At 62.6% G+C, this 14,179-nt stretch carries 12 protein-coding genes; 5 read left to right on the plus strand and 7 right to left on the minus strand.

The window, feature by feature from the left end; genetic code table 11:
• Positions 1-230: 230 nt before the first annotated feature.
• The 5 genes from ACZIRK_RS40515 to ACZIRK_RS40535 form a co-directional block, all read right to left on the minus strand.
• On the minus strand, positions 231-1,286 hold the full coding sequence (locus tag ACZIRK_RS40515) for a 2-oxoacid:ferredoxin oxidoreductase subunit beta (protein ID WP_028166056.1): 1,056 nt from the start codon (positions 1,284-1,286) through the stop codon (positions 231-233).
• A 130-nt stretch (positions 1,287-1,416) separates the two neighbouring features.
• Positions 1,417-3,264, minus strand: a complete 1,848-nt coding sequence (locus ACZIRK_RS40520; protein ID WP_474419447.1) for a 2-oxoacid:acceptor oxidoreductase subunit alpha — start codon at positions 3,262-3,264, stop codon at positions 1,417-1,419.
• Positions 3,234-5,033, minus strand: a complete 1,800-nt coding sequence (locus ACZIRK_RS40525; protein ID WP_474419448.1) for an FAD-dependent oxidoreductase — start codon at positions 5,031-5,033, stop codon at positions 3,234-3,236. The genes ACZIRK_RS40520 and ACZIRK_RS40525 overlap by 31 nt, the downstream gene beginning before the upstream one ends.
• 264 nt (positions 5,034-5,297) lie before the next feature.
• Positions 5,298-5,969: a hypothetical protein gene (locus tag ACZIRK_RS40530; RefSeq protein ID WP_474419449.1), complete on the minus strand. Its 672-nt coding sequence runs from the start codon at positions 5,967-5,969 to the stop codon at positions 5,298-5,300.
• A gap of 46 nt (positions 5,970-6,015) precedes the next feature.
• Positions 6,016-7,587 carry a winged helix-turn-helix domain-containing tetratricopeptide repeat protein gene (locus ACZIRK_RS40535; RefSeq protein ID WP_474419450.1) on the minus strand — a complete coding sequence of 524 codons (1,572 nt, stop codon included), beginning with the start codon at positions 7,585-7,587 and terminating at the stop codon, positions 6,016-6,018.
• A 163-nt stretch (positions 7,588-7,750) separates the two neighbouring features.
• Here ACZIRK_RS40535 and ACZIRK_RS40540 point away from each other — a divergent pair, with 163 nt between their 5' ends.
• The gene (locus tag ACZIRK_RS40540; RefSeq protein WP_456642044.1) at positions 7,751-8,731 is read left to right on the plus strand and encodes a Bug family tripartite tricarboxylate transporter substrate binding protein; all 981 of its coding nucleotides are present in this window, start codon (positions 7,751-7,753) and stop codon (positions 8,729-8,731) included.
• A gap of 49 nt (positions 8,732-8,780) precedes the next feature.
• The gene (locus tag ACZIRK_RS40545) at positions 8,781-9,797 is read left to right on the plus strand and encodes a methyltransferase (RefSeq protein ID WP_474419451.1); all 1,017 of its coding nucleotides are present in this window, start codon (positions 8,781-8,783) and stop codon (positions 9,795-9,797) included.
• 48 nt (positions 9,798-9,845) lie between these two features.
• On the opposite strand, the gene ACZIRK_RS40550 is transcribed toward ACZIRK_RS40545, so the two are convergent.
• Positions 9,846-10,589, minus strand: coding sequence for an SDR family oxidoreductase (locus tag ACZIRK_RS40550; RefSeq protein ID WP_130224429.1), 744 nt, complete (start codon positions 10,587-10,589; stop codon positions 9,846-9,848).
• A gap of 205 nt (positions 10,590-10,794) precedes the next feature.
• On the opposite strand from ACZIRK_RS40550, the gene ACZIRK_RS40555 reads away from it, so the two are divergent.
• Positions 10,795-11,304, plus strand: coding sequence for a DUF4269 domain-containing protein (locus ACZIRK_RS40555; protein ID WP_474419452.1), 510 nt, complete (start codon positions 10,795-10,797; stop codon positions 11,302-11,304).
• A gap of 119 nt (positions 11,305-11,423) precedes the next feature.
• The gene (locus ACZIRK_RS40560; protein ID WP_474419453.1) at positions 11,424-12,218 is read left to right on the plus strand and encodes an alpha/beta fold hydrolase; all 795 of its coding nucleotides are present in this window, start codon (positions 11,424-11,426) and stop codon (positions 12,216-12,218) included.
• 120 nt (positions 12,219-12,338) lie between these two features.
• Here ACZIRK_RS40560 and ACZIRK_RS40565 read toward each other — a convergent pair whose 3' ends face one another.
• Positions 12,339-13,238, minus strand: a complete 900-nt coding sequence (locus tag ACZIRK_RS40565; protein WP_474419454.1) for a LysR family transcriptional regulator — start codon at positions 13,236-13,238, stop codon at positions 12,339-12,341.
• Between the two features lie 116 nt (positions 13,239-13,354).
• Between ACZIRK_RS40565 and ACZIRK_RS40570 the strand changes: the two genes are divergently transcribed.
• A complete protein-coding gene (locus tag ACZIRK_RS40570) occupies positions 13,355-14,140 on the plus strand; it encodes a carboxymuconolactone decarboxylase family protein (RefSeq protein ID WP_474419455.1) in 786 nt (261 codons plus the stop codon).
• The last annotated feature ends 39 nt before the right edge of the window (positions 14,141-14,179 follow it).

The following is a 14,179-nucleotide window of genomic DNA, read 5'->3' on the forward strand; positions in this document are numbered from 1 at the left end:
GGGCGCGGCCCCCCCCCGCCCGCCCCCCCCCCCCCCCGCCCCCCCCCCCCCCCCCGCCGCCCCCCCCCCCCCGCCCCCCCGCCCCCCCCCCCCCCCCCCCCCCCCCCCCCCCCTCCGCGAGCACGTCTCTCACCGTCTTCGCGGAGAGAGCCCCTCACCCCAACCCTCTCCCCGTAAGAACGGGGAGAGGGAGGAGCACCGTCAATCGTTCTGATCTGATTTCGCCAGCTTCAGCGCAGGCTGGCGTTGATCTTATCCAGCGCGGCGGAGCCGGGGCAGAGCGCCTTCGCATCCAGCGTATTGAGCGGGGTGTCCACCGTGTTGAGATGGGCGTGCAGATCCTCGGCTTCCGGATCGACGTACAACAGCCCGGTGACGATCTGGCCCTTGGCGGCGTGCTTCTGCAGGAAGGTCATCGCGCCCACCCGGTCATGCGGATCGTAATCGGCATCGAGCTTGCGCAGCGCGATCCGCGAGCCGTCGTGCTGCTCGACCACCTGCACGGTGCCGGGCGCATAGTCGACATGGATCGGCTCGCGGCCGACCAGCACGTCGAGCCGGTTCACGGCGTCGTTGTGCTCGCGGACATAATCGAAACTCTTGGTCGAGCCGGCGTGATTGTTGAAGGCGATGCAGGGGCTGATGACGTCGATGAAGGACGCGCCCTTGTGCTGGATCGCGGCCGCGATCAACGGCACGAGCTGGGTCTTGTCGCCGGAGAAGCTGCGCGCCACGAAGGTGGCCCCGAGCTGCAGCGCGATCGCGACCAGGTCGATCGCATTGTCGGTATTGACCACGCCCTTCTTCGACTTCGAGCCGCGGTCGGCGGTCGCCGAGAACTGGCCCTTGGTCAGACCGTAGACGCCATTGTTCTCGACGATATAGGTCATGTTGACGCCGCGGCGGATCGAATGCGCGAACTGGCCGAAGCCGATCGAGGCGCTGTCGCCGTCGCCGGAAACGCCGAGATAGATCAGGTCGCGGTTGGCGAGGTTGGCGCCGGTCAGCACCGACGGCATGCGGCCATGCACGGAGTTAAAGCCGTGTGAATTGCCGAGGAAATAGTCCGGCGTCTTCGAGGAGCAGCCGATGCCCGAGATCTTCGCCACCCGGTGCGGCTCGATCGAGAGCTCGTAGCAGGCCTCGATGATCGAGGCTGTGATCGAGTCATGGCCGCAGCCGGCGCACAGCGTCGAGATCTTGCCCTCGTAGTCGCGGTGAGTATAGCCGAGCTCGTTCTTCTTGAGGCCGGGATGATGGAATTTCGGCTTTGCAATGTAGGTCATAATAACACCTGCGGTCCCCGCCGCGACATGGCCGGGCTTGACCCGGCCATCCACGTACTGGTCAGGAGAAAGAAAGGCGTGGATGCCCGGGTCAAGCCCGGGCATGACGCCGGAGAGATGAAAGGAGAGGTCATGACACGGCCTTGCGCAGAGGGGTCACCTTGAGATGGTCCTGGTGGTCGCCGATCGCATTCGCAATGAAGCGCGCGGTGATCGGCGTGCCGTCATAATGCAGGATCGGCACCAGCCGCACGGGATCGATGCCGTTCTCGTTGACGATCAATTGCCGGAGCTGCGCGTCGCGGTTCTGCTCGACGACGTAAACGAAATCGTGGTCGGCGATGAAGCTGGCGACGCTGGAGTGGAACGGGAAGGCGCGGATGCGGAGCCGATCCAGATGATGGCCGCGCGCGTCCAGAATCTCGATCGCCTCGTCCATCGCCGGCGCGGTCGAGCCGAAATAGATCACGCCATATTTGGTCGGCTTGGCCGCATTGGCCTGCAGCGGCCGCGGCACCAGATCCTGCGCAGTCTCGAACTTGCGCACCAGGCGCTGCATGTTGTCGGCGTAGACAGGGCCTTCCTCCGAATAGCGCGCATAGCGGTCGCGCGAGGTGCCGCGGGTGAAGTACGAGCCCTTGGTCGGGTGCGTGCCGGGATAGGTGCGGAAGGGAATGCCGTCGCCGTCGACATCGAGATAGCGGCCGAAATCGCGGCCTTCTTCCAGCATCTCCCTGGTCATCACCTTGCCGCGGTCATACTGCCGCGCGTCGTCCCAGCGCAGCGGCCGGCACAGCCGGTGGTTCATGCCGATATCGAGATCGAGCATCACGAAGATCACGGTCTGCAGCCGCTCGGCGAGATCAAAGGCGGTCGCGGCAAACTCGAACGCCTCCGCCGGATCTTCCGGGAACAGCAGCACATGCTTGGTGTCGCCATGCGAAGCATAGGCGCAGGCGATGATGTCGCATTGCTGGGTGCGCGTCGGCATGCCGGTCGAAGGACCGGCGCGCTGCACGTTCATGATCACGGCCGGAATCTCGGCGAAGTAGGAGAGGCCAATGAACTCCGTCATCAAGGAGATGCCGGGGCCGGAGGTCGTGGTGAAGGCGCGCGCGCCGTTCCATGAGGCGCCGATCACGACGCCGATCGAAGCAAGCTCGTCCTCGGCCTGCACGATCGCATATTTCGCCTGACCGGTCTCCGGATCGTGCCGCAGCTTCTTGCAGTGGTTGGTGAAGGCCTCGGCGAGCGAAGATGACGGCGTGATCGGATACCATGCGCAGACCGTGGCGCCGCCATAGACTGCGCCGAGCGCGGCGGCGCTGTTGCCTTCCAGAAAGATGCGGTCGCCGACCTTGTCGGCCTTCTTGACCCTGAGCCCGATCGGGCATTTCAGATTCTGCAGCGCCCAGTCGCGGCCGAGATGCAGCGCATGGACGTTGGAGGAGAGCAGCTTCTCCTTGCCCTTGTACTGCTCGCCGATCAGTTGCTCGATCAGATTCGGATCCATGTCGAGCAGGGCGGACAGCGCGCCGAGATAGATGATGTTCTTGAACAGTTGGCGCTGGCGCGGATCGGTATAGGTCGAGTTAGTGATCGCGGTCAGCGGCACCCCGATCACGGTGATGTCGGCGCGGAATTTCGACGACGGCATCGGCTTGGTGGAATCGTAGAACAGATACCCGCCAGGCTCGATCGAGGCGACATCCTTGTCCCAGGTCTGCGGGTTCATCGCCACCATCATGTCGACGCCGCCGCGGGCTCCGAGATGGCCGGCTTCTGTCACCCGCACTTCATACCACGTCGGCAGGCCCTGGATGTTGGAGGGGAAGATGTTGCGCGGTGACACCGGCACGCCGTGGCGCAGGATCGCACGCGCGAACAATTCGTTGGCGCTCGCCGAACCCGAGCCGTTGACGTTGGCGAAGCGGACGACGAAGTCGTTTACGCTGCTGATCGGGCTTTGGACTGACATGTTGATCCCGCGTGAACCATATCGATGAGGTATTTCTGCATGTCCCAGGCGCCGGTCGGGCAGCGCTCGGCACACAGACCGCAATGCAGGCAGACGTCTTCGTCCTTCGCCATGATGCGCCCGGTCTTCAGCCCATCGGCGACATAAAGCGCCTGGTCGTGATGCGGCGAGGGCGCCTTCAGCCGCTGCCGCAGATCGTCCTCCTCGCCGTTCTCTGTGAAGGTGATGCAATCCATCGGGCAGATGTCGACGCAGGCGTCGCATTCGATACAGAGCGGCGCGGTGAACACCGTCTGCACATCGCAGTTCAGGCAGCGCTCGGCCTCGCCGAGTGCGAGCTTGAGGTCGTAGCCGAGCTCGACCTCGGCGCGGATGTCCTTCAGCGCGATCACCTTGTCGCGATGCGGCACCTTGAAGCGCTTGTCGGTGGAGATGTCGTTGTCGTAGCTCCACTCATGGATGCCCATCTTCTGCGAGGAAACGTGCACCTCGGGCAGCGGGCGCTCGTTGATGTCCTCGCCGGACAGCATCTTGTGGATCGACAGCGCGGCATCATGGCCATGCGCCACCGCCCAGATGATGTTCTTCGGGCCGAACGCGGCATCGCCGCCGAAGAACACTTTTGGATTGGTCGACGCGAAGGTCGTCGGATCGACCTTCGGCATGTGCCATTTGTCGAATTCGATGCCGCAATCGGCCTCGATCCAGGGGAAGGCGTTTTCCTGGCCGACCGCGACCAGCACGTCGTCGCAGGCCACAGTCTCGTCGGGCTCGCCTGACGGCACCAGATTGCGCCGGCCCTTGGCGTCGTATTCGGCCTTCACCTTCTGGAAGGTGACGCCGGTAAGCTTGCCGTTGTCGTGGATGAACGCCACCGGCACCATGTAATTGAGGATCGGGATGTCCTCATGGAGCGCGTCTTCCTTCTCCCAGGGCGAGGCCTTCATCTCGTCGAAGCCGGAGCGGACGATCACTTTCACGTCCGCCCCGCCGAGGCGGCGCGCGGTGCGGCAGCAATCCATCGCCGTGTTGCCGCCGCCAAGCACGATCACGCGGCGGCCGATTTTCTCGACATGGCCGAACGACACTGACGACAGCCACTCGATGCCGATGTGGATGTTGGCGGCTGCCTCCTTGCGGCCGGGAATGTCGAGCTCGCGGCCGCGCGGCGCACCGGAGCCGACGAAGATCGCGTCATAGTTCTCGGACAGCAGTTGCTTCAGGCTGTCGATGCGGTGACCGCCCTTGAACTCGATGCCGAGGCCCAGGATGTAGTCGGTCTCCTCGTCGATCACCGAATCCGGCAGGCGGAATTTCGGGATCTGCGTCCGCATCATGCCGCCGGCCTTGGGATCCTGGTCGAATACGGTGCAGTGATAGCCGAGCGGGGCAAGGTCGCGCGCCACCGTGAGCGACGCGGGGCCGCCGCCGATCAGCGCAATGCGCTTGCCGTTCTTCGGTCCGGGCCGTGGCAAACGGTGCTTGATATCGTCCTTGAAGTCGGCCGCGACGCGCTTCAAGCGGCAGATCGCGACCGGATTTTCCTCGACGCGGCCGCGACGGCACGCCGGCTCGCATGGACGATCGCACGTGCGGCCCAGAATGCCGGGGAACACGTTCGATTTCCAATTGATCATGTAGGCGTCGCTGTAACGCCCCTCGGCAATCAGACGGATATATTCGGGAACCGGAGTGTGTGCGGGGCAGGCCCATTGGCAGTCGACTACTTTGTGAAAATAGTCCGGCGCCGAGATATCAGTCGGTTTCATTCCTACCTTATCCGCGCGGGACCCAAGTCGGAGCCCAAAGTCAGATGCGCGGCCTTATCTTTGCCTGCGAACGCCCAACGGACGGGCGTTCTTCTGGTTTTCCAATTGCATCATAGACGGCTCTTATTAGAGCCATTCCAGATCAGGCACACAAGCCAATTCTGCGCGACATCAGGCATTCGCGCGGTGCAGCACGCGCCTGCCGCTCAGCTCCATGAAGGCTTTATGCGGCGGTGCAACAATTCGTGACACCGCCGCCGCGGATCACGCGCGGGGCAGGTCGCTCTTGGCGAGGTCCCACATCAGCCGGTAAGTGCCGCTGGAGATCACCAGCGGCTTGCAGGCGGCGTTGTCGGTCACCAGCGCCAAGGCGGTCGGGACGGCCCTTACATCGGTCGCGTCAATCAGCACGAACCAGTCTCCGGCGCCCGGCGCGGCATTCGATGCATCTGATGTCAGCGGTTTCGAAAGGGCAGGGTCGTTTTCGATCAAATGGATGGAGATGATCCCATCGAGCTTGGCGGGATCGAGCTGGTCGCGCAGCGCTTCGCGCAGTCTGTCTTTGCCTTCGCCGGGCGGACGAAGCCGGACGATGCCGAGCGCAGCGCCGCGGCCGGTGCCCCGGCTGATGGTGATGCGCGCGACGCCGCGGATCATGTTCTTGAAGCGCGCGATGTTGGCCTTGGACCATTCGGTCTGGTTGGCGAGTGCGGTGCGGTAGGCCGGACTATCCAACACCTCGAAGGTCTCAGTCGAGTAGAGGCTGAGATATTTCGGTTTTCCCTCATGCGCGACGTAGCGACGCGCCTCCAGGAAGCCATCAATGGCGACGCGCTCCTCGAGATGCTCGCGGTCATACCATCGATTGAAATCGGCCTCATCAGCGGGATCGATATCCATCGACGTCAGCAGCATGCCTTTTCCGGCCAAGGGCATTAGTGTTCTCCAGAAGTTTCCAACTGCGGAATTACTGTCCGCCTATTCAGCCGTTCGGTAGCCCTGCTTTGCGCATACCTTCGGCGATCCGTGCGCGCTGCGCGAGGCAGGTCGGGTTGTCCATTGGCGCGATGCCGAGGAAGTGGGAGAGCGTGAAATCGGGATCGAGGGCCAGCCCCGCCTGTACCGAAGCCTGTGCTTCCTCGATCCGCTCGAGATGTGCCAAGGCCGCGGCAAGGTAGAAGTGAACGAACGCGGCGACATTCCGGTTGGTCTCGATGGATCGCCTAAACCAGTAGGCAGCCGCTTCATCGGCTGCAAGATAGGACTGCGCGACACCCGCTGTATTCATCCAACTGAACGCTCGGTTGTCACGTGGCGAAAGCCGAAATGCTTCCATCACGTAGGCTTCAGTTTCTTCGGCTCGACCGAGATAACATTTGCCAAGCCCAATCCATGCGTAAGCTGTGGCCAGATTTCGATCCAGCGCCAAGGCCCGCTCACATTCGGCGATGCCCTGAGCGGCACGCTTGGTAAAAATCTGGACGACGCCAAGAAGGCAATGCGCCATCGCGTGGTTGGGCACGTACGCCAGGACCTTGGTCAAAGACGTCTCGGCCGCCAGAAGGCGTGCGGTCCGGTCGCCGGTCTGCATGGACGTTCCCCGCATGGCATCGACGAACGCCATGCCAACCATTGCCTCAGCGTTGCCGGCATCCAGGCATAAGGCCTGTTCGAAGAACCTGCGCGCATGCGACAGGTTGGCCGGGTCCGATCCCCGGTTCACACACGCCATGCCCTGGAAATACAGGTCCATCGAATCCGGAAGCGGCGCCCGCGCCGCCCGCCGCGCCTCAGCCGTGACCAATTCCGTTCCAAGCTGATTGGCAAGACGCGCGCCGATTTCATCCTGCATGTCGAAGAGATCGGCGATCGGCTTGTCGAACCGTTCGGCCCACAGGTGATTGCCGGTCTCGGCATCAATGAGCTGAACGTTGATACGCATGCGGCTTCCATTACGCTGCACGGAACCCTCGAGGACATAGCGAACGCCGAGTTCTCGACCGATCTGCTTCAGATCGACATGCTTGCCCTTGTAGGTGAAAGCGGTGTTGCGGCCGATCACGAAGATCCCGACCATGCGCGACAGATCCGTGGTCAGGCTCTCGGTCACGCCGTCGACGAAATATTCCTGCTCGGGATCGGAGCTGAGATTGGTGAACGGCAGGACGACCAGCGAAGGTTTATCAGGAATGGCAAAGCCCGGTTTCGGCGAGCCGTCCGACACCGTTGCGCCCGCTGGCACAGCCGTTTCGTGCACCGTGCCGATGAAACGGACGCCCTTGCGCGGAAACGTTCTGATGAGGCGCTGTTCGTCCCCGGAGTCGCCAATCGCCCTGCGCGCAGCATTCAGGCGCGTGGTCAGGGCCACATCCGAAACGATGCGGCCTTGCCAGATGGCTTTGATGAGATCGTCCTTGCTGACGACGCGGTCCCGGTTGCCGATCAGATAGCCAAGCAAGTCGAATACTTTCGGCGCGACAGCGATGACATCCGCGCCGCGACGCAGCTCGCGCCGGGCGGTATCAAATGAAAAATCTTCAAAAAAATAACGCAAGCGACTTCCCCGCACCGCGGCCAATCATGGAAGTTTATGCCCGAGCGCAAGAGTAAGCCGACGATAAGGAAAAAGTAAGCCGGAGACCAAGCCTGTCCATCCTCGCCGTGGTACATCCAAAGGTAGAGTAAGCGCGGAATGAGATCAGGTTGGGAGACAGTTGATGATCACACGTCGTGACTTGTTGACCGTGTCGGCGGCCGGTGTCGCGTTCTCTGCCGCGGGTCTCGTGCAGCGTGCCATCGCACAACCATCAGCAAGAACCGTGCATATACTGACAGGCTTTACGCCGGGGTTGCAGGACGCCCTGGCAAGGCTCGTTGCCGGCCAGATGAAGGATTATGCGGAGACGATCGTGGTCGAGACCCGGCCAGGCGCCGCCGGCCGTGTCGCGGTCGAGGCGGTGAAGACGGCTGACGCCGACGGGACGGTTTTGCTGTTCGCGCCGCTTGGATTCATGATGCTCTTTCCGCACGTCTACAAGACGCTCAGATATGAGCCGCGCGATTTCACGGCGGTGTCGACCGTCGCCTCGACCCCGACCTTGCTCACGGTAGGTCCGAAGGTGCCGGGTGACGTAAGGACCCTTGCAGATTTCGTCGCCTGGTGCCGCGCCAACCCAAAGCAGGCCACCTACGGCACGGCGGGTGCCGGCACCACGCTGCATTTCCTTGGCGCGATGCTGGGCCGCACCGCGGGCTTCGATTTCCTTCATGTGCCCTATCAAGGCAATGGCGCGATCCAGGATTTGGTCAAAGGAGAGATCGCATCGGCCATTATGCCGGTCGGCAGCTCGCTCGGCCTCGTCCGATCCGGAGATCTTCGTGCGCTGGCGACCACCGGACCGCGCCACAGTCCGTTTCTTCCTGATGTGCCGACGGTGCGAGAACTCGGCTATCCCTCGCTTGAGGACCTCACATGGTACGGGTTTTTCGTTCCCGCGCAGACGCCGGCGGATATTGTCGAGCGCCTCAATGATTCCATCCAGGCTGCCCTCCGCATCGACGAGGTAAGGTCCGGCATGGTAAAGCTGGCAGTAGAGCCCGACGCGATCGCGATGGGCGACTTCGCCCGGCTGATCGCATCCGAATCCGAACGCTGGAAAGCGATCGTGCAAGCAACGGGATTCACTCCGACCAATTGAAGACTCCGATCGACTGCAGTCCCGGGCTCTCATCCTATTGGAGGAGCACATGAACGGATCAGAATCGATATTCGATCTCGTGCAATCCCACCGCGTAACGGCGGCGATCTATGCCGCCGCCAAGCTCGACCTCGCCGAGGCGATCGGAGACGATGCAAAATCGATGGCCGAGCTTGCCCGGTTGGTGTCCGCCGACGAAAGCGCGCTGCGCAGGCTGCTCGTTGCGCTGACAACGATTGGGGTCTGCAACCGGGCAGGCGGGGACAGGTTTACGATCACCGACCTCGGCCGACAGCTTGATCGCAATGCCAATCCCTCTTTCAAGGACTGGGTTCTCTTCGAAGGCGAAGTCCTCGTGCGATCCTGGGCCGGCCTTGTCGATTCCGTTCGCTCCGGGAAGACCGCGACCGAGATGCGGGGAGAGGGACACGATCGCTATGCTGTGATGGGCAATTCGCCGGAAGTCGTCAGCCGGTTCAATGCCGCGATGGTCAGTCTGACGCGGAGCCTCGTTCCGAAAATCGTTCAGGCCTACGATTTCTCGACCGCGCGCGTCGTCATGGATCTCGGCGGCGGCTCAGGCGAGCTGATCGCCGGCGTGCTGCTGCATAATCCGTATCTCACGGGAATAGCGTGCGATCTTGCACGCTGCGAGAAGGAGGCGCGAGCGCATTTCAATCGGGTTGGCATCGCCGACCGCTGCCGGTTCGTTGCCGGCGATTTCTTCGAGGCGGTCCCGAGCGGCGCCGATACAATCCTGATGAAGAGCATTCTCCATAATTGGAGGGACGATCGGAGCGAGATCATACTGCGCAAGTGCCGGGATGCGCTTCCAGTGGGCGGCAAGCTGATCATCGTCGAGCGGATCATGCCAGAACGTCCGACGACATCAGCTCAAGACCGGGAGCGCGCCATGAGCGACCTTAACATGCTGCGGGAGCCGGGCGGCCTGGAGCGCACCGAAGCCCAGTACCGCACCCTTGCCGAATCGGCCGGCTTCACCTTTGCGGGACTCTCCGGCGCTGGCTCGTTCAGCCTGATTCAGTTCGACAAGATCACGAACTGAGGTCGGTGCGGAAACTCCGAGTCTCGGTCAGCCGAGCCTCGACCGACGTTAAAGTCTCGCGAGCCAAGCCTCCAGGCGGGTTGGTCCAAGCCTGGCTGTACCGCTGGGCGTCAGCGAGGCATCGTCGATCGGCGCGCCATAATACTCTGCGGTTGGATCGCCGAAAACGAGCCGGCTGTCGCCTGATGCCTTCAGGCGGCGCGCAACGAATTCATTGAAGGGCGCCTTCTCCGGGCCTGCAATATCGATCGTCGCGTTCAGCGGCTGCCCGACCGCGACCTCTGCCAGGCAGTCAACGACATCGTCGGCCGCGATCGGCTGGAACAGGGCCGACGGAACGACAATCCTGTTCCCGATCGCTCCGGTTTCGGCGATGGCGCTCAGGAATTCGAAGAACTGGGTCGCACGGACGATGGAGTAGGGAACGCCGGACGATTTGATCAGTGTCTCCTGCGCGATCTTGGCACGAAAATAGGCGATATCCGGCGAGCGGTCGGTCCCGACAATCGATAGCGCGACGTGATGCGTCACGCCGGCTGCGGTTTCCGCAGCAACGAGATTGCGGGTGGAACGCTCGAAAAAGTCGAGCACTGCGGCAGGTTCCCAGGATGGCGAATTGGAAACGTCCACCACGACTTGCGCGCCGGTGAGCGCGGCCGCGAGCCCTTCTCCGGTCACCGCGTTCACACCCGACCGCGGAGAGGCCGGCACGGCCTCGTGTCCCTGTTGGCTGAGCTTTGCGACCAGCTTCGATCCGATCAGCCCGGTGCCGCCGATGACGATGATCTTCATGACACTCTCCCTCAGCGTTTGACGAAGGCGAGTAGTTCCGGATTGACGACTGGGACGGCTCGCCAACAGGTGCGCAAATATCTCACGAGCCGCTAAGTCCAGCAACTCTTGGGAGCGATGATGGAGGATCACACGAAATGTGGTACTGCGAATGCTGAAAGGCTGAGAGCCGGCGTGGCGGCGGTTCGTGCCTCGGCGAGCAACGATGGAATACGAAGCCGCGATCAGTAGCTCAGGTGTGTTGGATACGCTCCGTGCGTTCGATCCCCATGTCGTCGGCACTCTTCCCTTGGCGATTTCCGTGCCGGGCAGCGATATCGACATCGTCTGTCACGCATTTGACCCGGCGGTCTTTGCCGAGGCGATCTGGAAACAATACCAATCCTGCGATGGCTTCCGTCTTTATCAGTGGACCTCCTCGGGACGACCGGTGGTCGCTCGCTTCGAATGGAGCGGGTGGCCCTTCGAGGTGTTCGGCGACACTCGGCCGGTGGATCAGCAGGACGGCTGGTTGCATTTCGAGATCGAAAGAAGATTGCTGGCGCTCGACGACGGACGCCTCCGCAAGGCCGTCCTTCAGCAAAGGTCGCTCGGGATCAAGACCGAGCCCGCCTTCGCAGCCGTTCTTGGGATAGACGGCGATCCCTATCGCGGCTTGCTCGAACTCGTTTCCGAGACCGACGTCCAGTTGCGCGCTCGGCTGAACTCATTGTGAGGAATCGTCCGGCGCGCCGCTGGCGAGCCGCTCTGTTACCGCCGTAGCTCAAATTCCGTCGCCTTTGTCGGGCCGATGTCGCATGCTTCAATGACGGAGATGGTAAGCAGGAGCAAGAAGTGCCCTACGCGGACGTTAACGGTCAGCGGCTCTATTACGAGGATACGGGCGGCGCTGACCCGGCGATTGTCTTCTCGCACGGACTGTTGCTTGACGGCACCATGTTCTCGCCGCAGGTGATGGCGTTCCGGGACAGATACCGCTGCATCGTGTGGGACGAGCGTGGGCATGGGAAGACTGCCACGGAAACGTTGCCCGCCTTTTCGTACTACGATTCTGCAAACGATCTCTCCGCGCTCCTTTCGTTTCTCGGCATCGACAGCGCCATTCTCGTCGGCGTGTCTCAGGGCTCCTTCCTTGGTATGAGATGCGCCTTGATGAATCCCGAACGCGTCCGTGCCTTGGTCTTGATCGCAACGCAGGCGGGCGTAGATGATCCGAAAACACTCGCGAGCTATCGCGCGCTGCTCGGTGCATGGATCGCGGGCAAGCTGCCGGACGAAATCGCCACCACGGTCGAGCACATCATTTTCGGTCCCAACTGGCCTGGCGCCTCCGCATGGAGGGAAAAGTGGCGTGCCATGACCGCGCCAAATCTCTTGAGCTGTCTCGACACGCTCGCTCGCCGAGACGACATCAGCGACAAGATCTCCTCGATCCGCGTCCCCGCACTGGTCATCCATGGCGATGCTGATGCCGCCATTCCACTTTCGAGGGCGCAAGCCATGAAGGCAGCAATCCCCAATGCGGAACTGATCCTGATTGCGGGCGGTCACTCCGTCAACATGACGAACCCGGGACCCGTGAACGCAGCCATCAAGGACTTCCTTGAACGACATCCTCTCGTCTCGTGAACGCTGAAGGTGTGAAGGTGGACATGTCAGAAGGTGCTGCTGAGCGTGCACGTGATCCAGTCCAAGGCCGTGGCTGAAACGCTGCGGCTTTGGCGCGCCTCGACAAAACTCCAGCAGCGATCATTTGCGGCGGTACCGAAGCGCATCGACCAGCAGCGAGAACGCCGGCGATGGCTGCCTGCGGCTCGGATAATAGAGGTGATAGCCGGAGAACGGCGGGCACCAGTCCGACAGGACGCGCACAAGCTGGCCGCTCGACAAATACGGCTGCACATGCTGCTCGGTCAGGTAGGCGAGCCCGAAGCCTTTCAAGGCGGCGCTAAGGAGCGCGCCGGCGCCATTGAAGACAAGCTGGCCCTCGACGCGCACATTCACTTCACGCCCGTTCTTCTCGAATTCCCAGGCATAGAGGCTCCCGCCATGCGTGGGCAGGCGAAGGTTGATGCAGTTGTGATGGGTCAGATCCTGCGGCGTCCGCGGCCGCTTCCGGTTGGAGAAGTAGGAGGGCGCGCCCACGACCGCCATGCGCAGGTCCGGACCCACACGCACGGCGATCATGTCCTTTGCCACCAATTCGCCCGGCCGAATCCCGGCGTCGTACTGGGCCGCGACGATGTTGGTGAGACCGTAGTCGATCAGCACCTCGACCTTGATATCCGGGTAGTGCGGCAGGATGTTCGCCAGGGCAGGCATCAGGATCGCGTCCGCGGCATGTTCCGTGGCGGTGATCCGGATCGTGCCTGCCGGCTTCTCGCGCAGTTCGCCCAAGGCTGCCAGTTCGAGATCCATCTCGTCGAATTTGGGCCCGATCTTCAGGAACAGCCGTTCGCCGGCCTGAGTTGGTGTGACGCTCCGGGTCGTGCGGTTCAGCAACCTGACACCCAACCGCTCTTCCAGGCCGCGGACGATCTCGCTGAGGGTCGGTTGCGAGATTCCGAGCTTTGCCGCCGCCCGGGTGAAACTTCGCTCCCGCGCCACTGCCAGAAAGGCAAGTAGATCGCTCGCGTTCTCGCGGTCCATTTATAGGCCACTCCGATAAATCTGATCGGATTTTATCATCTAATCCTCGAATGCCCAAAGCGCTACGTTCGCCCGCGATCGCTGACCCAGCCATCTGCTACCGAGGAGAGTTCTCCATGAGAGTGCTCGCAGCCGCCGCCGTCTCACTCTGTCTGATGGCGCAGGCTTCGGCCCAGACGTCCGCAACCAATGGAGCAAGAACGATGCCCACGCCCCAAGATCTTCGGGCGGTCGCGCCCGCCCTCGAAAATTACGCGCAAGGCGTTGTGCTTGGCGATCTCTGGAAGAGGCCCGGCCTCTCGGCGCGGGATCGCAGCATCGTGACCGTCGCAGCCCTGATCGCCCGCGCCCAGACGGTCGAGCTGCCATACTATCTCGATCTCGCCATCGGCAATGGCGTGAAGCCGTCGGAGCTCTCGGAGATTATCACGCATCTGGCGTTCTACACCGGCTGGGCGAATGCAATGAACGCGATCCCGGCCGCGCGCGAGGTTTTCAGGAGCCGCAACATCGGAGCCGATCAGCTCCCGCCAGCGTCCGGACCGCAGCTCCCCCTCGACGAGGCCGCGGAGACGCAGCGGGCGACGCGCGTCCGGCAGCAGTTCGGCGAGATCACGCCCAGTCTTGTTCAGTACACGACCGACGTGCTGTTCCGCGATCTCTGGCTGAGACCCGGCCTTGCCCCTCGGGACCGCAGCCTCGTTACCGTAAGCGCACTCGTCGCGACCGGACAGGTCGCGCAAATCACCTATCACCTGAACCGGGCCATGGATAACGGATTGACGCGGGAAGAGGCCGGAGAGGTGCTCGGCCATCTCGCCTTCTATGCCGGCTGGCCCAATGCGTTTTCCGCGGCGCCGGTGGTCAAGGACGTGATCGAGAAGCGGCCCCGTAGCAAATGATCGGGATGTGCTCGCGTCGACGATTGTTCGCCGGCACCG

The sequence above is a fragment of the Bradyrhizobium sp. Leo114 genome (assembly GCF_055229415.2).